Raw genomic sequence first — 23,785 nt, 5'->3', positions numbered from 1 at the left:
CAAGCAATTTCCGTCAATTAATGACGGGGATATGCATGTGTATCTCATGCACTGGCTTTTAACACACTGTTGAGTTCTCAAGAAACGGACGCGTATATCCCCACCAAGATCTTGGTTAGACCCTAGTGCGGAGGCGCACATTTCATTTCCTTCAGTCTAGCAGATCCGGACGATCCTTGTCAAACCGCCCGATCCGGTAGCTTCCGGACTTGCCTCTCTTCGAGGCAACCCTGCTAACTTACTCCAACTTTCGGCGCTTGTCCAACCGTGCGGCTGGAACCGCCCGAAAACCGGGGGTAGATCAGAAGGGGTGTCAGGGCAACCGCCCTACGTTGAAAACTGTAGCAGCCCCGACGGCGTCGAAGGTCCATCTTAGGTAACGAATGGACCTTCCCCGCGTTCGTATGGTTCAAACCCCGAGCCCGGCGAGCTGTGTCTCGAGGCGCGCGATGTCCGCGGCGGCCTGCTCGGCACGGCTCCTGACCTTGGTGACCACGTCTTCCGGCGCCTTGGCCATGAACTGCTCGTTGCCCAGCTTGGCGGCCACCTGCGCGGCCTCCTTGCGGGCGACCGCCAGGTCCTTCTCCAGGCGCTTGCGCTCGGCCACGACGTCGATGGCGCCCGCGGTGTCGATCTCCACGGTCACCCCGCCCACCGTGAAGCTCGCCGTGGCGCTGAACGACTCCGCCGGCTCCGTGAGGCGCAGCAGCGACCGGATCGCGCTCTCCTGGCTGACGAGCGCAGTGCCCGCCAGCCCGAGCCGGGCTGCGACCTTCTGGCCCGGCTTGAGCCCTTGATCCGAGCGGAACCTGCGGACCTCCGTCACCAGCTCCTGCAACGCCCCGATCTCCGCCTCTGCCGAGGCGTCGGTGAAGCGGGTGTCGACCTCCGGCCACGGGGCCGCCACGATCGACTCCCCGCCCGTCACGGCCCGCCAGAGCTCCTCGGTCACGAACGGCACGAGCGGATGCATCAGCCGCAGCAACGCGTCGAGCACGTGGCCGAGCACCAGCCGAGTGTGTTCGAGCCCTTCGCCGAGCTGGATCTTGGCCAGCTCCAGGTACCAGTCGCAGACCTCGTCCCACGCGAAGTGGTAGAGCAGGTCGGACGCCTTGGCGAACTCGTAGTCCTCGAAGGCCGCGTCGGCGGTCGCCACCACGGACTGCAGGCGCGACAGGATCCACCGGTCGGCCCCCGTCAGCTCGGCCCCTTCCAGCGATCCCACGGCCGCGCCGTTCATCAGGGCGAACCTGGTGGCGTTCCAGATCTTGTTGCAGAAGTTACGGGACCCGGCCGCCCACTCCTCGCTCACCGCGACGTCGGCGCCGGGGTTGGCCCCGCGCAGCAGGGTGAAGCGGGTGGCGTCGGCGCCGAAGCGTTCGATCCAGTCGAGCGGATCGACCACGTTGCCGAACGACTTGGACATCTTCTTGCCGTACTGGTCGCGGACCATGCCGTGCAGCGCGACCACGCGGAACGGCGGCTCGCCGTCCATGGCGTAGAGCCCGAACATCATCATCCTGGCCACCCAGAAGAACAGGATGTCGTATCCGGTGACCAGCACGGAGGTCGGGTAGAAGCGCTGCAGCTCGGGCGTCGTGTCCGGCCAGCCGAGCGTCGAGAACGGCCACAGCGCCGAGGAGAACCACGTGTCGAGGACGTCGGAGTCCTGCGTGTAGCCGGCGGGCGGCTCCTCGTCGGGGCCCACGCACACGACCTCGCCGTCCGGCCCGTACCAGACCGGAATGCGGTGCCCCCACCAGAGCTGCCGGGAGATGCACCAGTCGTGCATGTCGTCGACCCAGTCGAAGTAGCGCTTGGCCAGCTCCGGCGGGTGGATGCGGGTGCGGCCGTCGCGGACGGCGTCGCCCGCCTCCTTGGCCAGCGGCCCGACGTTGACGAACCACTGCAGCGACAGCCTGGGCTCGACCACGGTCTTGCAGCGCGAGCAGTGGCCGACCGAGTGGAGATAGGGGCGCTTCTCGGCGACGATGCGGCCCTCGGCGCGCAGCGCGGCGACGACGGCGGGCCTGGCCTCGAAGCGGTCGAGCCCCAGGAAGGGCCCGTGCGCGGTGATGACACCGCGCTCGTCCATGACGGTGATCGACGGCAGGGAGTGACGCCGTCCGATCTCGAAGTCGTTGGGGTCGTGGGCGGGGGTCACCTTGACCGCGCCGGTGCCGAAGGCAGGGTCGACGTGCTCGTCGGCGACCACGGGGATCATGCGCCCGGTGAGCGGCAGCTCCACCATCGTGCCGACCAGGTGCGCGTACCGTTCGTCAGAGGGGTGGACGGCCACGGCCGTGTCGCCGAGCATCGTCTCGGCACGCGTGGTGGCCACCACGATCTCGTCGGAGTAGCGGATCGAGACCAGCTCGCCCTCGTCCTCGCTGTGCTCCACCTCGATGTCGGAGAGCGCGGTCAGGCAGCGCGGGCACCAGTTGATGATCCGCTCGGCGCGGTAGATCAGCCCGTCGTCGTACAGCTTCTTGAAGATCGTCTGCACGGCCCGGGAGAGCCCGGTGTCCATCGTGAACCGCTCGCGCGACCAGTCGACGCCGTCGCCGAGCTTGCGCATCTGGCCGAGGATCCGGCCGCCGGACTCCTCCTTCCACTCCCAGACCCGCTCGACGAACGCCTCGCGCCCGAGGTCGTGCCGCGACTTGCCCTCCTTGGCCAGCTCGCGCTCGACGACGTTCTGGGTGGCGATGCCGGCGTGGTCCATGCCCGGCAGCCAGAGGGTCTCGCGCCCCTGCATGCGGGCTCGCCTCGTCAGCGCGTCCTGGATGGAGTGGTCGAGCGCGTGGCCGATGTGCAGGACGCCCGTCACGTTGGGCGGGGGCAGGACGATGCTGTACGGCACGCGCGAGCTGCCCGGGTCGGCGGTGAAGTACCCCTGGGATACCCAGCGCTCATAGCTCCGGGTCTCGACGTCGGCCGGGGTGTACTGGGTGGGCAGCTCTGGCGTTGTCACGGTGACCAATTCTAGGGAGGTGGGAAAGCAAAACGCCCCAGGGATCGACTCCGCCGGGGCGCTTGCCGTGGTTTATGGGATCAGGCCGACTTTTCCCGCGGCGTGCGCTGCTGCTTGGCGGCAAGCTGGTCGCGGGGTACGAGCGTCGGGATGGCGTGTTCGAGGACGGACTCGCGGGTGATGACGACGCGGGCCACGTCTTGGCGCGACGGCACTTCGTACATCACCGACTGGAGCACTTCCTCCAGGATCGCGCGCAGCCCGCGGGCGCCGGTGCCGCGCAGGATGGCCTGGTCGGCGATGGCCTCGAGGGCGCCGTCGGTGAACTCCAGCTCCACCCCGTCGAGCTCGAGCAGCTTGCGGTACTGCTTGACCAGCGCGTTGCGCGGCTCGGTGAGGATCTGGATGAGCGCCTCGCGGTCGAGGTTGTGCACCGAGGTGATGACGGGCAGACGCCCGACGAACTCGGGGATCATGCCGAACTTCAGCAGGTCCTCGGGCATCACGTCGCCGAAGATGTCGGCCGTGTCGACCTCTTCCTTCGAGCGGATGATGGCGTTGAAGCCGATGCCCTTCTTGCCGATGCGCGACTCGATGATCTTTTCCAGACCGGCGAACGCGCCGCCACAGATGAACAGCACGTTGGTGGTGTCGATCTGGATGAACTCCTGGTGCGGGTGCTTGCGGCCGCCCTGCGGGGGCACGCTCGCCGTGGTGCCCTCCAGGATCTTCAGCAGCGCCTGCTGCACGCCCTCACCGGAGACGTCGCGCGTGATCGACGGGTTTTCGCTCTTACGAGCGATCTTGTCGACCTCGTCGATGTAGATGATGCCGGTCTCGGCCTTCTTGACGTCGTAGTCGGCGGCCTGGATGAGCTTGAGGAGGATGTTCTCCACATCCTCGCCGACGTATCCCGCCTCGGTCAGCGCGGTGGCGTCGGCGATGGCGAACGGCACGTTGAGCATCTTCGCCAGGGTCTGCGCCAGCAGCGTCTTGCCCGAACCTGTCGGCCCGAGCAGCAGGATGTTGCTCTTGGCCAGCTCGAGGCCGTCGTCTCTGCCCCGGTCACCCGACTGCACCCGCTTGTAGTGGTTGTAGACCGCCACCGAGAGGGCCTTCTTCGCCTTGTCCTGACCGATGACATAGGCGTCGAGGAACTCGTAGATCTCCCTCGGCTTGGGCAGGTTGTCCCACTTGAGCTCGGAGGACTCCGAGAGCTCCTCCTCGATGATCTCGTTGCAGAGATCGATGCACTCATCGCAGATGTAGACGCCTGGACCGGCAATGAGCTTCTTGACTTGCTTCTGACTCTTTCCACAGAAAGAGCACTTCAGCAGGTCTCCCCCGTCGCCGATGCGTGCCACCCCAGATACTCCTTTGCGTGGGACCGCCCTGCTCCTGCGAGAGCAGTGTCTCCGGACATCCTCCGGACTTGGCCGAACCGCTCAGGTTTCGACGTTACCGTCTTCTGGGCCCTCAGTGAGCCCCCTAGCGGCGAGTCGCACCGGAACGTGCCCTATTGGGCAGCGCTCCGGTGCGTCACGTCCCGTCTAGGAAGCCACGGCCTGAGCGCGCTTCTTCCTGGACGGGATGATGTCATCGATCAGACCATACGCCTTTGCCTCGTCCGCGTTGAGAATTTTGTCGCGTTCGATGTCCTTGCGGACTTGGGCGGCGGTCTTCCCGGAGTGCCTCGCCACGATGTCCTCGAGGAGGTTTCGCATGCGAAGGATCTCGCGGGCCTGGATCTCGATGTCGCTGCCCTGGCCGCCACCCTCGGTGGACGGCTGGTGGATCAGCACCCGGGCGTTGGGCAGCGCGAATCGCTTGCCCGGGGTGCCGCCGGCCAGCAGCACGGCCGCGGCCGACGCTGCCTGGCCCAGGCAGACGGTCTGGATCTCCGGCCGGACGAACTGCATCGTGTCGTAGATCGCCGTCATGGCGGTGAAGGAGCCACCCGGCGAGTTGATGTAGATGCTGATGTCACGGTCGGGGTCGAGCGATTCCAGCGTCAGCAGCTGGGCCATCACGTCGTTGGCCGACGCGTCGTCGATCTGCACTCCGAGGAAGATGATGCGGTCCTCGAAGAGCTTGTTGTACGGGTTCATCTCCTTCACGCCATATGACGTGCGCTCGACGAAGGAGGGGAGAACGTAGCGGCTCTGGATGTTCACTTCTCTGCTCCCCCTTAGGAGACCGGGCCCTGTGAGGGCACCTGCCGCGCACTGCGGACCACGTGGTCGATGAAGCCGTAATCCTTGGCTTCCTCGGCCGTGAACCAGCGGTCGCGGTCGGAATCGGCCTCGATCTGCTCCAGCGGCTGGCCCGTGTGGTGGGCGATCCGCTCGGCCAGTGTCTTCTTCACATAGAGCATCTGCTCGGCCTGGATGGCGATGTCGGCCGCGGTGCCGCCGATGCCTCCGGACGGCTGGTGCATCATGACCCGGGCGTGGGGCAGGCCGTATCGCTTGCCCTTGGTGCCCGCGGTGAGCAAGAACTGCCCCATCGAAGCGGCCATGCCCATCACAACCGTGGAAACGTCGTTCGGTACGTATTCCATCATGTCGTAGATGGCCATGCCAGCGCTCACCGAGCCACCCGGCGAGTTGATGTAGAGCGTGATGTCACGGTCGGGGTCGTCGGCCGCGAGCAGCAGGAGTTCGGCGCAGATGCGGTTGGCGATCTCGTCGTTGACCTCCTGCCCGAGCACGATGATGCGCTCACGCAGCAGGCGCTGGTAAAGCTGGTCCTCAAGCCGGAAGGACGAGCCGTTCTCACGGCCTCGCGACTCAGGCTGATAGAAGGTCGGCGGGCTGGTCACAGCGTCACCTTCCGATGCGTCGTAATCGATTGGCTTTGCTTGTGACCTTAACGCGCGCCGCGCACAGCTCATGCCCGGTCCCCGTACTGTTCGCTGACGGCGCAGGTTCAGCACGCCCTCCTGCGGCGTGGCTCCCTGAAGCGCCACGCACGGCCTGCCGGCCGCGGGTCCGGCACCCAGAGGCCCGTCGAAGCCCTCCGGGTGCCCACGAGCCTTCTGAGGGCCTTACACGGCCTGCACGTCTTCTTCGGCAGCTCCCCCGGAAAGGCCGAAGCCCCCGAACCGGACGGTTCGGGGGCTTCGGAAAGAGCGGGAAGGCGGTTACGCCTCGGACTTCTCCCCGGCGGGCTCGTCCTCGGCGGCGGCCTCTTCCTCCACGACCTCCTGGCCGTTGATCTCGGCGTAGATCGCCTTGAGGTCCACCTCGTTGCCGTCGGTGTCGACGACCTTGGCGGCGTCGCCGAGCACCGACTTGGCCTTGTCGCGCACGATCTCGACCATGGCCAGCGTGAGCTGGTCGTTGTCGGCGAGGTGCTTGGCCAGCTCGTTGGGCTGCACGCCCATCTCCATGGCGCGGCGGACGACGAAGTTGGTCAGCTCCTGCTCGGAGACGCCCAGCTCCTCGGCCTTGACGATCTTGTCGAGCACGAAGCCGACCTTGATCGCGCGGGCGGAGTTGGTGTCGAACTCGGCGAAGCGCTCCTCCTCCGTCGTCTGGTAGAGACGGAAGAAGGCGTCGCGGCTCAGGCCGCTCTCGGCGATCTGGTGGTCGAGGTTGTGCTTGCGGGCGTCGACCTCGGCCTTGAGCGCGCTGTCCGGGAGCGGGATGTCGATCTGCTCCAGCAGCGTGTCGAGGGCCTTCTCGCGGGACTGCACGACCTGGTCGATCAGCTTGTTGCGGCGGGCCTGCTCGCGGATGCTGGTCTTGAGCTCGTCGAGCGTGTCGAACTCGCTGGCGAGCTGGGCGAACTCGTCGTCGAGCTCGGGCAGGACCTTCTCCTTGACCGACTTGACGTTGATGATCACGTCGGCCTCGTCGCCGGCGTTCTCGCCGCCGACGAGCTCGGTCTTGAAGCTCTTCTCCTCGCCCGCGGACATGCCCTCGAGCGCGGCGTCGAGGCCCTGGAGCACGGAGCCGGCGCCGACCTCGTAGGAGACCTCGCTGGCCTGCTGCTCCTCGATGTTGTCACCGTCGATCTCGGCGCGCAGGTCCATGACGACGAAGTCGCCGTTGGCGGCCGCGCGCTCGACGCCGGTCAGCGTGGCGAAACGCTGGCGCAGGGAGTCGAGCTGGGCGTCGACGTCCTCGTCGGAGACCTCGGCGGAGTCGACCGTGACCTCGAGGCCCTGGTAGTCGGGCACCTCGAAGTTGGGCCGGATGTCGACCTCGGCGGTGAACTCGATCTGCTCGCCGTCCTCGATCTTCGTGACCTCGATGTCGGGCTGCGCGACCGGGAACACGTCGACCTCGTCGACGGCCTTGCCGTACAGCTTGGGCACCGCGTCGTTGAGGGTCTCCTCCAGCACTACCGCCCGGCCGAAGCGCTGCTCGATGATGCGGGCCGGAACCTTGCCAGGCCGGAACCCGGGGACGCGCACCTGCTGCGCGACCTTCTTGTACGCCGCATCCATGCTCGGGCGCAGCTCGTCGAACGGCACCTCGACAGTGAGCTTGACCCGGGTCGGGCTGAGCTCCTCGACAGCGGTCTTCACGGAATGGTCTCCTTGATCAAGCTACGAGTGATCGCGGGCGCGTCCATCGGTTACGGCACACGCGCCGCGCCCACATGTGCGGTGTTGGGCATGCTCCGCTACGGCGGGATCCAACGCCGATGGCCAGTCTAGGGCAGATGCGTACCCAACAACGACGTCCGCGCCGTCACAAGTCGCCCGCGATCATCCGTTACCGTCCGTCAGAACTCGTCCGCGATCGTCCGCAACAGCTCGACCGTCTCGTCCGGAGTGGTGCTCACGGCGCAGAGTCGCTCCATCACCTCGGTGTATCGGTCCACGTCTTCACGCTTGTCGAGGTAGAGCGCGCTCGCCAGCTGCTCGACGTACACGACGTCGGGCAGATCGGTGTCGGGGAAGCGCAGGACGCTGAACGCCCCGCCTTCCGCGCTGTGCCCGCCGAAGCTGAACGGCATGATCTGAATGGTGATTTTGGGCTGGCGCATCAGGTCGATGAGGTGCTCGATCTGGGCCCGCATCACCTCGACGCCGCCGATGGGGCGTCGTAGGGCGGCCTCGTCGATCACGGCCCAGAACACTGGCCCGTCCGGCCTGTCGAACATCCGCTGGCGCTCCAGCCGGAGATCCACTCTTCTGGAGATCTCCTCGGCCCCGATTCCCGCCGATCCGGCGGTCACGACGGCCCTTGCGTACTCCTTGGTCTGCAGCAGTCCTGGCACGAACTGGACTTCGTAGGTCCTGATCCTGGCGGCGGCCTCTTCAAGGCCGACGTACGCCTGGAACCACGTGGGCAGGACATCGTTGAACCGGTGCCACCAACCAGGCTCGTTGGCGGTGGCGACCAGGTCGAGTACGGCGGAGCGGGCCTGCTTGTCGATGACCCCGTAGAGGGTCAGCAGGTCCGCCACGTCCCGTTCTTTGAACCCCACTCGGCCCAGCTCCATGCGGCTGATCTTGGATTCGGAGCCACGGATGAGGTGGCCCGCCTCCTCACGAGTGACGTTCTTCGCTTCCCTGAGCTTGCGCAGCTGGGAGCCCAGGAGGATGCGCAGCGCCGTCGGTCCGGAACCCGGCTGGTTCTGCGTCACTTTGCCTCCTATCAAGGTCCGCACACACAGTGACACCACATTGCCGGGTATGACAAGGTCTCAACCCCGTGTCCGATTAGCAGAGTTATGCCCCAAAACGCCGCTTGCTACTGCACAATGCAAGTGCACGTGCATTTGGGTCTTGCAGGTGCAGCGATCGTGACCCATGATGGCTTAGTGCATATTGGGCCAAACATGCACTAAGTCGGGCGGAACGGGGAGGTATCGGCAGCATGGTGGAGGATCCTCTGGCCACTGCCGATGCATTGCAAATCACCCGTGACGTGGGCTTCGACCACCTGCTCATGGGTGGCAAGCCGTACACGACCTCGTGCCCGCTGCCCTTTCAGGCCGACTCCGTGAAGACGGCCAGGGACGTGACCCGCTCGACCCTGAAGGGCTGGGGCCTGCACGAACTCAGCGACGACGCCGCGCTGGTGGTGTCGGAGCTCGTGACCAACGCGGTGCGCTACGCGATGTACGCGGCGGGACGGCGGGAGATCGAGCTCTTGCTGATGCGCGTACAGCCGCACGTGCTGCTGGCGGTGGCCGACCCCAGCGACGAGGTGCCGCGCCCCAAGGAGCCGGACTTCATCTCGGAGAACGGGCGCGGCCTCTACATCGTCGAGACCTACAGCCAGTGCTGGGGCTGGGACCCGCTGGCCCGCGGCGGCAAGGCCGTGTGGGCGCTGTTCCGCACCGAGCCCTGATCGGTCCCGTCACTCTCCGGTCACCCCGTCGATGCGCTCGCGCAGCAGATCCGCGTGACCGTTGTGCCGCGCGTACTCCTCGATCATGTGGATGAGGATCCAGCGATGGGTGCATTCCTGGCCTCTGTGGTCACCGACGGCGTCCAGCGGCCTGGCGTCCGAGATGGCGCGGGCGCGGGCGACCTCCTCTTCCCACGTGACGAAGGCCTCCTTGACGGAGGCGGCGTCCACTTCCTTGAAGTCGGCGTCGTTGTCGCGGTCCTTGTCCCACAGCTTGGGGAGGTCCTCGCCGTTCAGCACGCGGCGGAACCAGGATCGTTCGACGTTCGCCATGTGCCGGACCAGGCCGAGCAGGGACATGGTCGAGGGTGAGACGGAGCGCAGGCGCAGCTGATCGTCCGACAGGCCCGCGCATTTGACGGCGAGGGTGCCGCGGTGCCATTCGAGCCAGTTGTTCAGCGTGGTCCGCTCGTCGCCGGTGAGAGCGGGCGGGATTCGGGTGTCAGTCATGATGTCCGACCTTATCCAGCTCAGTACATCGAGATGTGGACGTGGTCGTAGTGGTTCTCGGTGACGCTGCCGCGGTCCGACATGGCCCGCCAGCCCGAGCCCATGTTGATGCGCTGCTTCCAGATCACGTACTTGACGCCGAGCTTGCCCTTGTTCTTGAGCGCCCAGTCCGCGATGCGGTCGCCCAGGGCGTTGTTGATGGCCGCGGGCATCGTGCCGCCGGTGCTCATCATGAAGTCGCAGGCGCGCCCGAGCGGGTGCTCGCCGCTGGAGCCCGAGCGGAAGCAGCCCACCGTGTACGGCAGCTTGAAGTTCTTGGCCAGCTCCGCCTTCATCAGCCGCGTACGGGCCGTGATGTTGTCCGAGCCCGAGGGCAGTTCCGGTGCCCAGCTCCCGTCGGACTTGCGGCCGGGACCGAGCGGCACGAGGTCCTGGAGCTTCTTCCTGATGTCGTCGATGATGTCCTCGGCCTCGGAGCGCTGTTCGGTCACGTCCTTGGCGTCCACGCCGATCTGGGTGGCCAGCGCGGCGGCCTCGTCGGAGGCCTTCTTCTTGTCGTCGCGGGCCTTGGCCACCCCCTGGACCAGAGCCTGCTGCTCGGCCGTCAGCTGTTCGAGCAGGGCGGCGCCGCCGCCGTTCTGGACCATCAGGACGGAGGGCAGCGACGGGTCGTGGTTCTGGTAGCGCATCCTGGCGAGGTCGCCGACCCGCTGCTCGGCGGCGGCCAGCGTCTTCTCCGCGGCCGCCAGCCGCTCCTTGGCCGCCTTGGCGGCGGCCTGCGCCTTGGCCAGCTCGACGCGCTTGAGGTTGTACTTCTCGATGAGCTTGTCGATCTTGCTGTTGAGCTGCTTGAGCTGGGCGCGGAGCGCGGCCTCCGACGGCTTGGGGGCCGCCGAGGCCGCGGTCGCCGGCAGGAGGGCGACGGCTGCGGCGGTGACGAGGCCGATGGCAAGAGTCGCGGGGGACGGAGCCGCCACGTGGATGTTCCTCTCCCTCTGCCGGCCGGGTTAGCTGACGGGTTCGGGCTGGGAGCTGCGTGCCCTACCACCGAAGTGGATTCACCCCAGGTGCGGATGGGTCCCCGGCTCCCGGGCGACTCGCCCGGGATTAGGCGTGTGCCTGCTGTTACGGCCAGGCACAAAAGGGATGTTAGTGGTAGATCACGAGTAACGCGACCCCCATTAGAAATCTAATAGTGATCTACCTGTGATCGAAGCATCCGGGCGGCCTCCTCCGGCAGCACGTCGTTCACGAACGCCCCCATCGCGGACTCCGACCCGGCCAGGTACTTGAGCTTGCCCGGCGCCCGCCTGATGCTGAACAGCTCCAGGTGCAGGTAGCCGAGCTCGCGGTCCTGCCGCACGGGCGCCTGGTGCCAGGCCGAGATGTACGGCATCACCACGCCGAACAGGTCATCGAAGGCCCGCAGCACCGAGGTGTACAGGGGTGCGAACGCCGACCGTTCCTCCTCCGTCAGCGCGGCCAGATCGGGCACCTGCCGGTGCGGGTAGATGTGCACCTCGTACGGCCACCGCGCGGCGGCCGGCACGAACGCCGTCCACAGCTCGTTGGAGGCCACCACGCGCGTCCCCGCGGCCCGCTCGGCGGCCAGCACGTCGGCGAACAGGTTCCCCTTCGAGTAGCGCCTGGCGGCGGCGAGCTGGAGCCTGGTCCTGGGCGTGACGTACGGGTAGGCGTAGATCTGGCCGTGCGGGTGGGCCAGCGTGATGCCGATCTCCTCGCCCCGGTTCTCGAAGCAGAACACCTGCTCCACGCCCTCGATCCCGGACAGCTCGGCCGTCCGGTCGGCCCACGCCTCCATGACCAGCTCCACCTGGCCGTCGGAGAGCTGGGAGAACGACGACGAATGCTCAGAGGTGAAGCAGACCACCTCGCACCGCCCCACTCCCGGCCGGACCTCACTCAGACCCCCCGCGTCTGTATAAGTCCCGAAATTGGTGGAGAAGGAGGGGAATCGGTTCTCGAACACCACCACGTCGTAGTCGTACGCCGGGATCTCCGACGAGCGCGTTTCCGACGACGGGCACAGCGGGCACTCGCTCGCCGAACCGGTCGGCTGGAACGTGCGCGTCTGCCGGTGCCCCGCCATCGCGATCCACTCCTCGGTCAGCGGGTCGTAACGCAGCTCGGAGGCCACCGGCCGGGGGTCGAGCACCCGCCGGTCGATCGCGCTCCGGTCGGCGTCGTCCCGCTGATCGAAGTAGATCAGCTCACGACCGTCGGCCAGGTGGGTGATGGTGCGCTTCACGAGCCCTCCGCGATGATCAGTTCTCCGGCCCGTTCGGCCAGCTCCATGCGTGCGTCCTCAGGCAGCCCCGCATCGCTGACGACCACGTCGGCCTCGGTCAGCTCGGCGATGGTGCTGATGCCGACCGTGTTCCACTTCGTGTGGTCGGCGGGGATGACCAGCCGGTTGGCGGCCGCCACCAGCTCCCTGTCGGTCTCCGATTCCAGCAGGTTGGGGGTGGTGAACCCGGCCCGCACGCTCATCCCGTGCACGCCGAGGAACAGCGTGTCCACGTGCAGGCGGCGGATCGCGGCCACGGCCACCGGGCCCACCAGCGCGTCGGACGGCGTGCGCACGCCGCCGGTCAGCACGACCGTGCGGTCGGAACGCGGGTTGCGGTGGAAGACCTCGGCGACGGGGATCGAATTGGTGATCACTGTCAGCTCGGGGACGGCGATCAGGTGGCGGGCCAGCGCCCACGTGGTGGTGCCCGCCGAGAGCGCCACGGCCGTGCCCGGCCGGACGAGGCCGGCCGCGCGGCGCGCGATGGCCTCCTTCTCCTGCTGCTGGCGGGCCGACTTGGCGGTGAAGCCCGGCTCCTCGGTGGAGCCGGGGCCGAGGGCGGTGGCGCCGCCGTGCACCTTCTCCAGCAACCCGCGCTCGGCCAGCACCTCGAGGTCCCGACGGATGGTCATGTCGGATACGCCCAGCTCGCGGACCAGGTCCGCGACCCGGACGCCGCCGTTGCTGCGCACGCGTTCGAGGATCGTCTGCTGACGCTGCTGTGCGAGCACGCCCGCTCCTTCCAACAGATTCCACCAAATTATGACACGGAATTGTTGGGGAATGTTAGTTCGCGTGCTGCGCTTGCGCTGGTCAGCACGGGCGGGGAGGCTCGTGGCGTAGCCGATCATCGGCCCGATCACCGGAGGCGAGCTTATGGCCAGGCGCTCACGCAAGGGCAAGGCACGCAAGAAGAAGAAGGCGAACCACGGCAAGCGCCCCACGGCGCGCTGACCGGGTGGCCGCCTCTTTCGGCGGCCACCCCGCTTTCAGCCCGGCAGCTCGGTCAGGGCCTGCTCGATGCGGTCCTGCGGCAGCGTGTAGTCCTCCAGGTGCCCGGCCAGGTAGCGGTCGTACGCGCCCAGGTCGAAGTGGCCGTGGCCGCAGAGCGCGGTCAGGATCACCTTCTCCTCACCGCTCTCCTTGCACCGCAGGGCCTCGGCGATCGTCTCCGCGAGCGCGTGCGTGGGCTCCGGGGCGGGCACGATGCCCTCGGTCCTGGCAAAGCGGACACCCGCCTCGAAACACTCGCTCTGGGCGCGGGTGACCGCCTCGAACAGGCCCAGCTCGTACATGTGCGACAGCAGCGGCGACATGCCGTGGTAGCGCAGGCCGCCCGCGTGGATCGGGTCGGGGATGAACGCGTGCCCCAGCGTGTGCATCTTGAGCAGCGGCGTCAGGCCCGCGGTGTCGCCGAAGTCGTAGGCGTACACGCCGCGCGTGAACGACGGGCAGGCGGCCGGCTCGACCGCCCTGAACACGGTCCGTATCCGCCCGGCCAGCTTCTCGCGCAGGAACGGGAAGGTGAGACCGGCGAAGTTCGAGCCGCCGCCGGTGCAGCCGATGACCAGGTCCGGCATCTCGGGCAGCTGTTCCAGCGCCTCCTCGCCGATCACGGTCTGGTGCAGGAGCACGTGGTTGAGTACCGAGCCGAGCGCGTACCGGGCGTCGGGCGTGGCGGCGGCCACCTCGACGGCCTCGCTGATCGCGATGCCCAGGCTGCCGGGCGAGTCCGGGTCGTCCGCCAGCACCTTGCTGCCCGAGCCGGTGACGGGTGACGGGCTGGCGTGGACGGTGGCGCCGTACACCTGCATGAGAGAGCGGCGGTACGGCTTCTGGTCGTACGAGGCGCGCACCATCCAGATCTGGCATTCGAGGTCGAACTGGGAGCAGGCGAACGCCAGGGCCGACCCCCACTGCCCGGCGCCCGTCTCGGTGGTCAGCAGCCGCACCCCTTCGCGAGCGTTGTAGTACGCCTGGGGTACGGCCGTGTTCGCCTTGTGCGACCCGGCGGGCGAGACCCCCTCGTACTTGTAGTAGATCCTGGCCGGCGTATCGAGGGCCTTCTCGAGCCGGCGCGCCCGGATCAGCGGCGTCGGCCGCCAGAGCCGGTAGACGTCGAGCACCTCTTGCGGGATCGGGACGAACCGCTCACCGCTCACCTCCTGGCCGATCAGCTCCATCGGGAAGAGCGGCGCCAGGTCGTCGGGCCCCACGGGCTCGCGCGTCGCCGGGTGCAGCGGCGGCGGAGGCGGGGCGGGCAGGTCGGGAACGATGTTGTACCAGTGACTGGGGATCATCGCCCCAGTCTGCGCCGCTCACGTTCCGTGTTCCAGCATCACGCGTCGCGGGTCATGACGGCGAGTCTGCGGGGATGATCGGCCCTGATCACGACGTCGGCCGAGCGCTGGGGGCGGGCCTCACGCTCGTACCGCTCGTACGCGGGCAGCCGCCACCGCTCGTCCTCGGGAGTCCCGCGCTCCAGCGCCCCCGCCGAAAGCCATACGTGCACGCTCACCTCGAACGCCAGCCCCCGTCCCAGCAGCAGCGTCCCGTCCACGATCAGCACGCCGCCCGGGGGCAGCTCCTCGTACGGCACCCGGTACGCCCGGTCGACGCGGCTGTCCCAGAGCCGCGGCAGCACCCGCCCCGAGCCGCCCTCGTCCAAGGGCTCCAGCACTTCCCTCCGGAGCGCCTTGACGTCGAGCCAGTCCTCGTAGAAGGCGTCCGGATCGGTCCTGCCGTGCTCCAGCCGCAGGGACGCGGGCCGCAGGAAGTCGTCCGCCGACACGCGCAGCACGGGCCGCCCGCGCAACCGGAGCGGGGCGACGAGCTCGTCCGCCAGCGTCCCGGGACGCGCCGCCGCGGCCCCGTCCACGGCCATCCGCACCCACCCCGGCCGTCCGGCGACCCGTTCGGCCAGCTCCTCGACGAGGCCGTCCCGGGAGATCGCTCGCGCGCGCATGCCTACGATCGCAGGCCCGCCACGAACCGGTCCATCTCCGCGGTCACGTCCCTGAGGATCTCGACCGATCGGACCGGGTCCTCGAAGGCCTCCAAGCCGTGATCGGCGCCGGGGACCTCCAGGTACGGGTGGCCCAGCCCACGCGCGGCCTCCCCGTCCCAGAGCTTGTCGGCGCTCCCGCCCACCAGCAGCGTGGGCGCCCCGGTGCGGCGCAGCGCCTCGACGACGGCCTCATGCCTGAGCAGCGGGGTGAGCCAGATCGCGGGCAGCCCCCGCTCGGCGGCCAGCGGCGCGGCGAACGTGCCGAGCGACTTGCCGACCAGGAGCAGGCGCTCGGCCCGCTCACCGTCGAGGGCCTGCCGGGCCTGCTCCATGACCCAGCCGGCCAGCTCCCCCGCGTCCTGGGTCGCCGGAGACTGCCACCAGACCTCCCGCACGGACCAGCCGTGCCGCCTGAGGACCGCGCCGGCGAAGTGGAGGAGGGGACGGGCGGGCGCGTATCCCCTTCCGGGAAGCAGCACGGCCACCCGATCAGGATCGCCGTCGTGCCGCGTCGCAGCTCCGAAGATCCTTTCTGGCACCATCCCCCAAGGATAGGCACAGACGCGAAGGGCGGGACGGCTTCAGATCTTCACCTGCACATCCAGCCCTCGTCCACGTCGGCCAAGGTGTCTCGCACGGACACCGGCAGTTCGAAGATCCCCGGACCGAGCCTCCGCGAACTGATGACCCGTATGGGGCGCTCCTCCACGCGAGCGGCGCTGATCTACCAGCATGCGACGCAGGACCGTGACCAGGCCATCGCGCAGGCGCTCGGCAAGGCGCTGAAGGAGCACGGGAAAAGACAACGGGCACGGAAGATCAAGAAGAAGTAGTCCAGATCACGAAGGCCAGGTCGCCTCATGGGGCTGACCTGGCCTTTCGTCTTTGGAGCGGACGACGGGAATCGAACCCGCGTAGCTAGTTTGGAAGACTAGGGCTCTACCATTGAGCTACGTCCGCGCGAACCGGTCGAACTCTGGTCTAGACTTCATCCGGTCGTTAGGGCGTAAGCGTACCGGAGTCCCGGAGCGCATGCGCACTCGGCTAAGCGGGGCGTGGCGCAGCTTGGCAGCGCGCTTGCTTTGGGAGCAAGAAGTCGCAGGTTCAAATCCTGTCGCCCCGACCAGCTCAGAAGGCCCTCTCCGATGTGGAGCGGGCCTTCTGCTTGACTATCGCTCCCACGAAGTGCCGAAGACCCGCTCCACGGCCCCGGGACACACTCCCGCCGAGAGCCGCAGGCGGGCACCAGGCAGGTGCACGCGATGCCAAGTGGCCGTAGATCAGCGGCTCCTTGCCGGCCCGGCGGCCATAGCGCGCTCGAACCTCCTCGGAGGTGAAGGTCAGCCAGACGCCGTCAGCCCGGCTTCGAGACGTACGGGCATGATCGCTCTCATGAAGCTACCCGCGCCGGACACGATGACGGTACGGCTCTCAAAGTGGATCAGTGCCCGGCCAACTCGTCGGGGTACGGGTAATCCCACGCTGAACGAGGGCTCCGGCACATCGGCACCAGCCCTCCTGCCTGATCACCTTGTACGCCACCCCTACGACCAGCGGTGACCCAAGGTCCACAGATTTGGAAAGCGGGTGTGGGCCACCTCCACCACGGAGGTGGCCTTCGGCGTTTCACGCCGGTCAGGGCATGTGGGCGATCAGCGACTTCGGGGCGATCTGGCGGTAGGCGTCGGCGACGATCTCCGCGACCTCCGTCCAGTCCACCTCCACGTCCAGGTAGACCCCCAGCCACCCCCGGTGCCCCACGTACGGCGGGCGGAAGAAGCGCTCCGGGTCCTCGGCCACCAGCTCCCCCTGCGTCCCGGGAGGCGCGGCGCACCAGAAGGCGAGCCGGTCGTCGTGGTGGTGGTCGGCGAACATCACGAACGTCTTCTTCCCACGGACGAACCAGGTCGGCTCCCCGTGGCTGGGCCGTTCGGTGACCTCCGGCAGCGCGAGGCAGAGGGCGCGCAGCCGTTCCAGGGCGTCCATGGCGGGGGCGTCAGCCGGTCAGCGTGAGCGGGTTGACCAGGTCGGCGTAGACCAGCAGGCCGGCCATGATCATCATGGCGAACGCGATCACGTACGTCAGCGGCAGCACCTTGGCGATGTCCACGTAGGCCGGCTCCGGCCGCCGCATGACCTTGGCGTAGGCCCGCTTGATGCCCTCCCACAGCCCGCCCGCGATGTGGCCGCCGTCGAGCGGCAGCAGCGGGATGAGGTTGAACATGCCGATCGCCAGGTTGAACCCGGCCAGCAGGTTGACGAAAAAGGCGATCTTGTTCGTGTTGGACAGGTCGGAGGCGAGGATCTCGCCGCCCAGGCGGCCCGCGCCGACCACGCCTACCGGGCCCTCGGGGTCGCGCGCCTCGCCGGAGAAGGCCGCCTGCCAGACGCCGACCATCTTCTGCGGCAGGTTGACGATCGAGCCCGCCACCCGGCCCATCAGCCCGCCCATGTAGCCGATCACCTGGCCCATACTCTGCTGCTGCATGACCTCCGTGGGCCGGACACCCAGGAAGCCGACGTTCTTGTCGATCTTCTTCGGGTCCTGCGGGTTGGGCCGGTCCTGGGCGATGAGCGTGACGTTGAGGGTCATGGGCTTGCCGTCGCGGACGATGCCGAGCGCGACCGGGCCGGCGCCATGAGAGCGGATCAGGCGGGTGGCGTCGTCCCACGAGCCGATCTTCTGGCCGTCGAAGGAGACCATGCGGTCGCCGCCCTTCATGCCTGCCAGGGCGGCCGGGGTGGACTGGTCGGTGGGCTTGCACGTGTTGCGGTGCTCCGAGATCGGGATCACGCATGTGTCGGTCTCGGGCGACACGATCGGGGCCAAGGTGGGCAGGCCGATGCCGACCAGCAGGACGCTGAAGAAGACGAACGCGAGCACGAAGTTCATCGCCGGGCCGCCGGACATGATGATGACCTTCTGCCACCACTTCTTCCGGTAGAAGACCCGGTCCTCGTCGCCGGGGCGCACCTCCTCCTGCGCCGCTTCGCGGGCGGAGTCGATGAGGCCCTGGAACGGCCCCGTCGAGGCGCTCCTGAGCTTGGTCGGGTCGTCACCGGGGCGCGGCGGCAGCATGCCGATCATGCGGATGTAGCCGCCGAACGGGATCCACTTGATGCCGTACTCGGTCTCGCCCTTGCGCCGTGACCAGGCGGTCGAGCCGAAGCCGACCATGTACTGGGTCACCTTGACGCCAAAGATCTTGGCCGGCACGAGATGTCCTATCTCGTGCAACGCGATGGAGAACATCAGCCCGAGGAGAAAGAGGATGATCCCCACGATGTAGAGCCAGTTCATCTATGCGCGCTCCGTAGCCGACGACAGGGGTGGACGAACCGTCCGACAGCCCCAGGGTAGTCGAACAACCCCCGCTCCACGGCTTGCATGCCTTTTAGAGAGGATTGACAGTTCGCTATCAAACAATCACTCTGGGTGACGACGGAGGGGGTCGACTTGATTCAGATTCTGATCGCCGAGCACCTGCCCTTGGTCCGCCGCGGACTGCTCGCAACCCTGGAGGCCGAGCCTGATCTGCGCGTCGTCGCCGAGGTCGGCTGTCCCGAGGCGGCGGTGCGGGCGGCGCTGGCGTACGGGCCCGACGTGGCGGTCGTCGACCTCGACCTGCCGGGGCTGCCGGTGGCCGTCCAGCTCGCCGAGCTGGCGCCGCGCTGCGGGGTGCTGATGCTGTCGGCCCGCCCCAACCCCGGGCAGGTGCGCAAGGCGCTGGCGGGGCCCGCGCTGGGGTTCATGAGCCTGTGCGTGGGGCCGGAGCGCCTCGCCGAGGGAGTGCGCCAGGTCGCGGAGGGCGGCCGGGCCATCGAGGCGGAGCTGGCCGTGGCCGCGCTCCAATGCGCGACGAACCCGCTGACCCGCCGGGAGCTCGACGTGCTGCGGATCGCCGCGGGCGGCGCGCGTTCCACGGAGATCGCCGACCAGCTCTTCCTGTCGGTGGGCACTGTGCGTAACCATCTGTCGCGGATCATGTGCAAGACGGGCGCCCGCAACCGTCTCGACGCCGTACGCATCGCGAGCGACTCCGGGTGGATCTGAGACGGGTCCGGCGGAGCCGCGCCGCTCCCCCGGGCCCGAACCCCTAGAGGATCTCAGCAGCGCGAGGACGCCGCCAGTGAGCACGATCACGACCGCCCCGTGTGAAACGTCACCGATCTAGGGCCGCCAGATCAGCACCAGCGCGCAGTCGTCGTTGTGGCCCGAGGACATGGCGTTGACCAGGGCTCTGGCGCCGTCGCGGAAACCGGACGGCAGCAGCCGCTCCGCCTCCCCGAGCAGCCGGTCGAGCCCGGCGTCGATGTCGCGGCCCGGCTGCTCGATCAGCCCGTCGGTGTAGAGCAGCAGCGCGTCACCCTTGCGCAGGGTGCCGCTGTCGGGCTCGCAGTGCAGGTCGGGGACGACGCCGAGCACCACGCCCTTGGCCGTGGCCACCTGCCAGTTTCCGGTGCCCGCGTCGAACTTCACCACCGGCGGATGACCGGCCGAGGTGATCGTGTAGTCGCCGGTCTCGAGGTCGAGGCGTACGTGCACCGCGGTCACGAAGCCCTCGTCGCCCCGCTGCCGGTGCAGGTAGGTGTTGCACGCGGGCAGGAAGTCCTCGACCGAGCCGAGCAGCCCGCCGAACGTGCCCGACAGCAGCAGCGCCCTGGTGCCCGCGTCGACCCCCTTGCCCGACACGTCGACCAGCGCGATCTCCACGGAGTTGCCGTCGCGCATGGAGACCAGGAAGTCACCGCCGAACGAGGACCCGCCCGCCTGCTTGAGCACGACCTTGCCGCCCCAGTCTTTCGGCAGCGCGGGCAGCTCACCCTGGCTCCTGAGCCGGTCGCGCAGCTCCAGCAGCATCGCGTCGCCGCGCAGCCCCTGGACGCCCAGCTTGCCCCTGGTGCGCGCCATCAGCACGGCCAGCACAGTGGTGAACCCGATCGTCACCATGAGCCCCAGCCCGACGCGGCCCACGCCCAGCGTGATCGCGATGTAGCCGAGCGCGGCCCCGACCCCCACCAGCAGCTTGACCAGGCTGCGCAGCCGGAGCTGGAGCCCGCCGATCAGGGTGACCAGGATGAGCAGCGACGGCGAGAAGAATTCGGTCGAAACCTTCGCCGCCAGGAACCCGATGACGAGCGCGAGCGTGGTCAGCGCGACGAGCAGGTTGCGGTCGCGGGCCAGCGGGCCACGCCGGACGAACCGCACGGCAGCCACCAGAAACGGCACCCGCACCAAGACCGCGCGGACCCGTGGCGGGATCAGCGGCGCCGGACGGGTACTCATGATGGGCCTGACTGTATCGGTCTGACCCGTGTTTGGGCAGCCCACTTGACCAAGGCCTTGATCATTAAGCACGTATATTGGGTGGCCGTCCCCCTTTGCCCGCTCCTACCGTGGACAGATGACGTATCCGATCCGTCCGATTGACGAGTCCGAGTGGCCGGGCTATTTCCCGGTCCTCGAAGAAGCGTTCGGCTGGACTCCGCACCCCCAGCAACAGGAACGGTTCAAGGCGGAGACCGAGTTCGATCGCACGCTGGCGGCCTTTGACGGCGATGTCATCGTGGGCACCGCCGCCGTCCTGAGCCTCACCATGACCGTCCCCGGCGGCCGGCTCCCCGTCGCGGGCGTGACGAGCGTCAGCGTGCTCCCCTCGCACCGCCGCCGCGGCATCCTGTCCGCGCTGATGCGCAGGCAACTCGCCGACATCCGCGAGCGCGGCGAGAGCGTCGCCGCGCTCTCTGTCTCCGAGGCGGCCATCTACGGCCGGTACGGATATGGCAGGGCCTCGCACGAGCTGTCGTTCCGCATCAACAAGGCCGGCTCCGCGTTCGTCGGGAACGCCCCCGTGGACCCGTCGCTCAGGCTCAGGGTGGCCACGCCCGCCGACGTCCGCGCCGACCTGGAGCAGGTGTTCGCCTCCGTCGCGACCCGCCGCCCGGGTCGCTATGACCGCCAGTCGCACACCTGGGACGCGGTGCTGGCCGACGAGGAGTTCGACCAGCGCGGCGACGGGCCGCTGCGCTCGATGCTCGCCGAGGACGACGACGGCGTGCGCGGCTACGCGCTGTTCCGGATCAACGGGTCCTGGGACGCCAACGGCGTACCGGACAAGAGGCTGAAGCTGCAGGAGCTGGAGGCGACCGACCCGGCGGCCTACGCCCTGCTCTGGCGCAACATCCTCGACCGCGACCTCGTCTCCAAGATCGAGGCGGGCGGCAGGCCGGTGGACGACCCCCTGATCTCGCTGATCGCCGACCAGCGCCAGCTCCGCGCGACCTGGGCGGACGAGCTGTGGGTACGCGTGGTCGAGGTCGACAAGGCGCTGACCTCGCGCGCCTACTCGGCGCCGGTGGACGTGGTGATCGGGGTCGAGGACGACGTGTGCCCGTGGAACGCCGGGCGCTGGCGGCTCACCGCCGACCCGACCGGCGCCGAGTGCAAGCCGGTCGAGGACGAGCCGGACGTGTCGCTGCCGGTGGCCGCGCTCGGCTCGGCCTACATGGGCGACGGCCTGCTCGTGGAGTCGCTGGAGGCGGGCCTGCTGCGCGAGCACTCAAGCGGCTCGGTACGCGCGCTGGCCACCGCGATGTCGTGGAGCCCGAAACCGTGGTGCGGCCTCATCTTCTGATGAGCCTGGCGTAAGGTCGAAGGCATGGCATTGCAGAGCCTGCAGATCACCGCGACCATCGCCATGCGTGCCCGCGACGTGTCGAAACCGTCGAAGGAGCAGCAGGAGGCCGCCGACCGGCGGCCTCTGCGCGACGAGATGCCCAAACGCGACGTCAAGCGCAAGGGCTAGGGCAGCGAGGGCAGCTGACCGATCGTCTCGTACGTGGTCAGCTGCGCGATGCGCCTGCTGTGGCGCTCGCTGCCGGTGAACACCGTGGTCAGGAAGACCTCCACGAACCTGGTGGCGTCCTCCGTGGAGTGCATGCGCGCGCCGATGCTGACCACGTTGGCGTTGTTGTGCTCGCGGGCCAGGCCGGCCGTCTCCTCACTCCAGGCCAGCGCGGCGCGGATGCCGCGTACTTTGTTGGCGGCGATCTGCTCGCCGTTGCCCGAGCCTCCGATGACCACCCCCAGGCTGCCGGGGTCGCCCGCGACGCCCTCGGCCGCGCGCAGCACGAACGCGGGATAGTCGTCCTCGGCGTCGTAGACGAAGGGACCGCAGTCGGTGACCTCGTGACCGTGGTCTTTCAGCCAGGACACGAGGTGGTTCTTGAGCTCATAGCCGGCATGGTCGGCACCGATGTAGACACGCACCCGCCCAGTCTTCCACAGCCCCCGCGAATGAGCCTCGCTGGCTAGAGTAAGGACCTCTACCGTTGTCCAGTCCTTACGAAAGTAGATGTCCATGCGTGAGATCCGTGTCATCGGCGATCCGGTCCTGCGCACGCCCGCCGATCCCGTGACGGATTGCGACCGCGAGCTGCGCCGGCTGATCGACGAGATGTTCCAGGCGATGTACGCGGTCAACGGCGTGGGCCTGGCCGGCCCGCAGATCGGCGTGTCGCGCCGGCTGTTCGTGTACGACATCGCCGGGCGCAAGGGTCACGTGCTCAATCCGGTGCTGACCGTCGACGACCCGGAGGAGGTGACGGACGAGGAGGGCTGCCTGTCCGTGCCCGACCGGCAGACGGGGCTGCCGATCTACGCCCCGGTGGCGCGGGCCGCGGGCGTGACCGTCGAGGGGATCGACAGGCTCCAGCGTCCGGTACGGATCAAGGCCCGCGGATCGCTCGCGCGCTGCTTCCAGCACGAGACCGAGCACCTCGACGGCAAGCTGTACGTCGATCGCCTGCCGCGAAACGAAGCCCGCAAGATCATGCTCCGAGCATAGGTTGGGCGCATGAGCATACTTTCCGGGAAAGGCGCGTTGGTCACAGGAGGATCCAGGGGAATCGGCAAGGCCATCGTGGAGCGGCTGACCGCCGACGGGGCAGAGGTCGTCTTCTGCTACGAGCGCTCGACCGAGGCCGCGGAGCAGGTCGCCAAGGAGACGGGCGCGCACGCCGTACAGGCCGATCTGGGCAGCAAGGAGGATCTGGCGCGGCTGTTCGACGAGGCCGGGTCGCGGCTGCCCGGGCTCGACATCCTGGTCAACAACGCCGCCGCCGTGCTCGGGCAGAAGCCCATGGCGGAGATCACGGACGAGGAGTACGAGCGGGTGTTCGCGGTCAACACCCGGTCGGTCTACCTGGCCATGCAGTGGGCCGCGCGGGTGATGCGCGACGGCGGGCGCATCATCAACATCTCCACGCTCAACACGCAGGTGCCCGCTCCCGCTCTGACGCTCTACTGCGGCAGCAAGGGGGCCGTCGAGCAGTTCGCCAAGGTGGCGGCGCGGGAGCTGGGCGGGCGCGGGATCACCGTCAACGTGGTCTCGTCCGGCGCCACCGACACGGACATGCTGCGGGGCGCCAACCCGCCGGAGGCGCTGGAGCAGACGGCGGCGATGACGGCGCTGCGACGGATCGGGCAGCCCGGCGACATCGCCTCCGTGGTCGCCTTCCTGGCGGGGCCCGACTCGCGCTGGATCACCGGCCAGAACCTCAACGCCACGGGCGGCCTGCTGGTCTGACCCATCCCCCTTCCCGTCGGCGCCGCCCCTCACCTACGCAACCCGGGGGGCGGCGCCCCCCCTGGATTGCCCACCCGGCCCGGC

25 protein-coding genes, 2 tRNA genes and 1 riboswitch are annotated in these 23,785 nt (G+C 68.3%); of the genes, 9 read left to right on the top strand and 18 right to left on the bottom strand.

Annotation, left to right across the window (positions count from 1 at the left end):
* Positions 1 to 409: 409 nt before the first annotated feature.
* From ACWEPL_RS58820 to ACWEPL_RS58795, 6 genes are all read right to left on the bottom strand, one after another.
* Complete coding sequence (locus ACWEPL_RS58820) at positions 410 to 2,983, bottom strand: valine--tRNA ligase (protein ID WP_452441828.1); 2,574 nt, start codon at positions 2,981 to 2,983, stop codon at positions 410 to 412.
* A 71-nt stretch (positions 2,984 to 3,054) separates the two neighbouring features.
* Positions 3,055 to 4,338: an ATP-dependent Clp protease ATP-binding subunit ClpX gene (gene clpX, locus ACWEPL_RS58815; RefSeq protein ID WP_185067261.1), complete on the bottom strand. Its 1,284-nt coding sequence runs from the start codon at positions 4,336 to 4,338 to the stop codon at positions 3,055 to 3,057.
* A 186-nt stretch (positions 4,339 to 4,524) separates the two neighbouring features.
* Positions 4,525 to 5,148 (bottom strand): ATP-dependent Clp protease proteolytic subunit, encoded by a 624-nt coding sequence (locus ACWEPL_RS58810; RefSeq protein ID WP_192786903.1) that lies wholly within the window; start codon positions 5,146 to 5,148, stop codon positions 4,525 to 4,527.
* 14 nt (positions 5,149 to 5,162) lie between these two features.
* Positions 5,163 to 5,795 carry a ClpP family protease gene (locus tag ACWEPL_RS58805; protein WP_185078200.1) on the bottom strand — a complete coding sequence of 211 codons (633 nt, stop codon included), beginning with the start codon at positions 5,793 to 5,795 and terminating at the stop codon, positions 5,163 to 5,165.
* 321 nt (positions 5,796 to 6,116) lie between these two features.
* Entirely contained in the window at positions 6,117 to 7,508 is a 1,392-nt protein-coding gene (gene tig, locus ACWEPL_RS58800) for a trigger factor (RefSeq protein WP_350731471.1), read from the bottom strand.
* A 200-nt stretch (positions 7,509 to 7,708) separates the two neighbouring features.
* Positions 7,709 to 8,575 carry a helix-turn-helix domain-containing protein gene (locus tag ACWEPL_RS58795; RefSeq protein WP_350731473.1) on the bottom strand — a complete coding sequence of 289 codons (867 nt, stop codon included), beginning with the start codon at positions 8,573 to 8,575 and terminating at the stop codon, positions 7,709 to 7,711.
* Positions 8,576 to 8,808: 233 nt separating this feature from the next.
* On the opposite strand from ACWEPL_RS58795, the gene ACWEPL_RS58790 reads away from it, so the two are divergent.
* A complete protein-coding gene (locus tag ACWEPL_RS58790; protein WP_357745423.1) occupies positions 8,809 to 9,285 on the top strand; it encodes an ATP-binding protein in 477 nt (158 codons plus the stop codon).
* Positions 9,286 to 9,294: 9 nt separating this feature from the next.
* Here ACWEPL_RS58790 and ACWEPL_RS58785 read toward each other — a convergent pair whose 3' ends face one another.
* The 4 genes from ACWEPL_RS58785 to ACWEPL_RS58770 all read right to left on the bottom strand — a co-directional run bounded on the left by ACWEPL_RS58785 (position 9,295) and on the right by ACWEPL_RS58770 (position 12,837).
* Positions 9,295 to 9,795 carry a DinB family protein gene (locus ACWEPL_RS58785; protein ID WP_363980612.1) on the bottom strand — a complete coding sequence of 167 codons (501 nt, stop codon included), beginning with the start codon at positions 9,793 to 9,795 and terminating at the stop codon, positions 9,295 to 9,297.
* Positions 9,796 to 9,815: 20 nt separating this feature from the next.
* Positions 9,816 to 10,772 (bottom strand): coiled-coil domain-containing protein, encoded by a 957-nt coding sequence (locus ACWEPL_RS58780; protein ID WP_452441827.1) that lies wholly within the window; start codon positions 10,770 to 10,772, stop codon positions 9,816 to 9,818.
* A gap of 5 nt (positions 10,773 to 10,777) precedes the next feature.
* Positions 10,778 to 10,919, bottom strand: a riboswitch (cyclic di-AMP (ydaO/yuaA leader).
* A gap of 65 nt (positions 10,920 to 10,984) precedes the next feature.
* The gene (gene galT, locus ACWEPL_RS58775) at positions 10,985 to 12,064 is read right to left on the bottom strand and encodes a galactose-1-phosphate uridylyltransferase (RefSeq protein ID WP_363980618.1); all 1,080 of its coding nucleotides are present in this window, start codon (positions 12,062 to 12,064) and stop codon (positions 10,985 to 10,987) included.
* The gene (locus ACWEPL_RS58770; RefSeq protein WP_350731483.1) at positions 12,061 to 12,837 is read right to left on the bottom strand and encodes a DeoR/GlpR family DNA-binding transcription regulator; all 777 of its coding nucleotides are present in this window, start codon (positions 12,835 to 12,837) and stop codon (positions 12,061 to 12,063) included. The genes galT and ACWEPL_RS58770 overlap by 4 nt, the downstream gene beginning before the upstream one ends.
* Positions 12,838 to 12,982: 145 nt before the next feature.
* On the opposite strand from ACWEPL_RS58770, the gene ACWEPL_RS58765 reads away from it, so the two are divergent.
* Positions 12,983 to 13,060, top strand: coding sequence for a 50S ribosomal protein bL37 (locus ACWEPL_RS58765; protein ID WP_376776135.1), 78 nt, complete (start codon positions 12,983 to 12,985; stop codon positions 13,058 to 13,060).
* A gap of 35 nt (positions 13,061 to 13,095) precedes the next feature.
* Here ACWEPL_RS58765 and ACWEPL_RS58760 read toward each other — a convergent pair whose 3' ends face one another.
* The 3 genes from ACWEPL_RS58760 to ACWEPL_RS58750 are packed head-to-tail and all read right to left on the bottom strand — an operon-like array spanning position 13,096 to position 15,655.
* A complete protein-coding gene (locus tag ACWEPL_RS58760; protein ID WP_363980622.1) occupies positions 13,096 to 14,406 on the bottom strand; it encodes a TrpB-like pyridoxal phosphate-dependent enzyme in 1,311 nt (436 codons plus the stop codon).
* A gap of 38 nt (positions 14,407 to 14,444) precedes the next feature.
* Positions 14,445 to 15,071 carry a uridine kinase gene (locus ACWEPL_RS58755; protein WP_452441826.1) on the bottom strand — a complete coding sequence of 209 codons (627 nt, stop codon included), beginning with the start codon at positions 15,069 to 15,071 and terminating at the stop codon, positions 14,445 to 14,447.
* Positions 15,072 to 15,073: 2 nt separating this feature from the next.
* Positions 15,074 to 15,655 (bottom strand): hypothetical protein, encoded by a 582-nt coding sequence (locus ACWEPL_RS58750; protein ID WP_452441825.1) that lies wholly within the window; start codon positions 15,653 to 15,655, stop codon positions 15,074 to 15,076.
* Between the two features lie 141 nt (positions 15,656 to 15,796).
* On the opposite strand from ACWEPL_RS58750, the gene ACWEPL_RS58745 reads away from it, so the two are divergent.
* Positions 15,797 to 15,946 carry a hypothetical protein gene (locus tag ACWEPL_RS58745; RefSeq protein WP_452441824.1) on the top strand — a complete coding sequence of 50 codons (150 nt, stop codon included), beginning with the start codon at positions 15,797 to 15,799 and terminating at the stop codon, positions 15,944 to 15,946.
* 53 nt (positions 15,947 to 15,999) lie between these two features.
* On the opposite strand, the gene ACWEPL_RS58740 is transcribed toward ACWEPL_RS58745, so the two are convergent.
* Positions 16,000 to 16,073: transfer RNA gene (locus ACWEPL_RS58740), tRNA-Gly, on the bottom strand.
* Positions 16,074 to 16,162: 89 nt separating this feature from the next.
* Between ACWEPL_RS58740 and ACWEPL_RS58735 the strand changes: the two genes are divergently transcribed.
* Positions 16,163 to 16,239 (top strand) — tRNA-Pro (locus tag ACWEPL_RS58735).
* A gap of 509 nt (positions 16,240 to 16,748) precedes the next feature.
* On the opposite strand, the gene ACWEPL_RS58730 is transcribed toward ACWEPL_RS58735, so the two are convergent.
* Positions 16,749 to 17,099 (bottom strand): MmcQ/YjbR family DNA-binding protein, encoded by a 351-nt coding sequence (locus ACWEPL_RS58730; protein ID WP_363980631.1) that lies wholly within the window; start codon positions 17,097 to 17,099, stop codon positions 16,749 to 16,751.
* 10 nt (positions 17,100 to 17,109) lie between these two features.
* The gene (locus tag ACWEPL_RS58725) at positions 17,110 to 18,414 is read right to left on the bottom strand and encodes a M50 family metallopeptidase (RefSeq protein WP_363980634.1); all 1,305 of its coding nucleotides are present in this window, start codon (positions 18,412 to 18,414) and stop codon (positions 17,110 to 17,112) included.
* A 156-nt stretch (positions 18,415 to 18,570) separates the two neighbouring features.
* On the opposite strand from ACWEPL_RS58725, the gene ACWEPL_RS58720 reads away from it, so the two are divergent.
* A complete protein-coding gene (locus ACWEPL_RS58720) occupies positions 18,571 to 19,167 on the top strand; it encodes a response regulator transcription factor (RefSeq protein ID WP_350731497.1) in 597 nt (198 codons plus the stop codon).
* Positions 19,168 to 19,284: 117 nt separating this feature from the next.
* Here the strand turns inward: ACWEPL_RS58720 and ACWEPL_RS58715 are convergent, their stop codons facing one another.
* Entirely contained in the window at positions 19,285 to 20,400 is a 1,116-nt protein-coding gene (locus ACWEPL_RS58715) for a PP2C family protein-serine/threonine phosphatase (protein ID WP_363980638.1), read from the bottom strand.
* Between the two features lie 118 nt (positions 20,401 to 20,518).
* Between ACWEPL_RS58715 and ACWEPL_RS58710 the strand changes: the two genes are divergently transcribed.
* Together ACWEPL_RS58710 and ACWEPL_RS58705 are read left to right on the top strand one after the other, a co-directional pair.
* Positions 20,519 to 21,748, top strand: coding sequence for a GNAT family N-acetyltransferase (locus ACWEPL_RS58710; RefSeq protein ID WP_452441823.1), 1,230 nt, complete (start codon positions 20,519 to 20,521; stop codon positions 21,746 to 21,748).
* Between the two features lie 24 nt (positions 21,749 to 21,772).
* Positions 21,773 to 21,919: a hypothetical protein gene (locus ACWEPL_RS58705; protein WP_350731502.1), complete on the top strand. Its 147-nt coding sequence runs from the start codon at positions 21,773 to 21,775 to the stop codon at positions 21,917 to 21,919.
* On the opposite strand, the gene ACWEPL_RS58700 is transcribed toward ACWEPL_RS58705, so the two are convergent.
* Positions 21,916 to 22,383, bottom strand: a complete 468-nt coding sequence (locus ACWEPL_RS58700; protein ID WP_363980644.1) for a ribose-5-phosphate isomerase — start codon at positions 22,381 to 22,383, stop codon at positions 21,916 to 21,918. The genes ACWEPL_RS58705 and ACWEPL_RS58700 overlap by 4 nt on opposite strands.
* Before the next feature lie 91 nt (positions 22,384 to 22,474).
* On the opposite strand from ACWEPL_RS58700, the gene def reads away from it, so the two are divergent.
* A complete protein-coding gene (gene def, locus ACWEPL_RS58695) occupies positions 22,475 to 22,960 on the top strand; it encodes a peptide deformylase (protein ID WP_452441822.1) in 486 nt (161 codons plus the stop codon).
* 9 nt (positions 22,961 to 22,969) lie between these two features.
* Positions 22,970 to 23,701 carry an SDR family oxidoreductase gene (locus ACWEPL_RS58690; protein WP_452441821.1) on the top strand — a complete coding sequence of 244 codons (732 nt, stop codon included), beginning with the start codon at positions 22,970 to 22,972 and terminating at the stop codon, positions 23,699 to 23,701.
* Positions 23,702 to 23,785 lie beyond the last annotated feature (84 nt).

This window comes from Nonomuraea sp. NPDC004186 (assembly GCF_053603495.1).
This window is presented reverse-complemented; position numbering and strand designations above follow the sequence as displayed.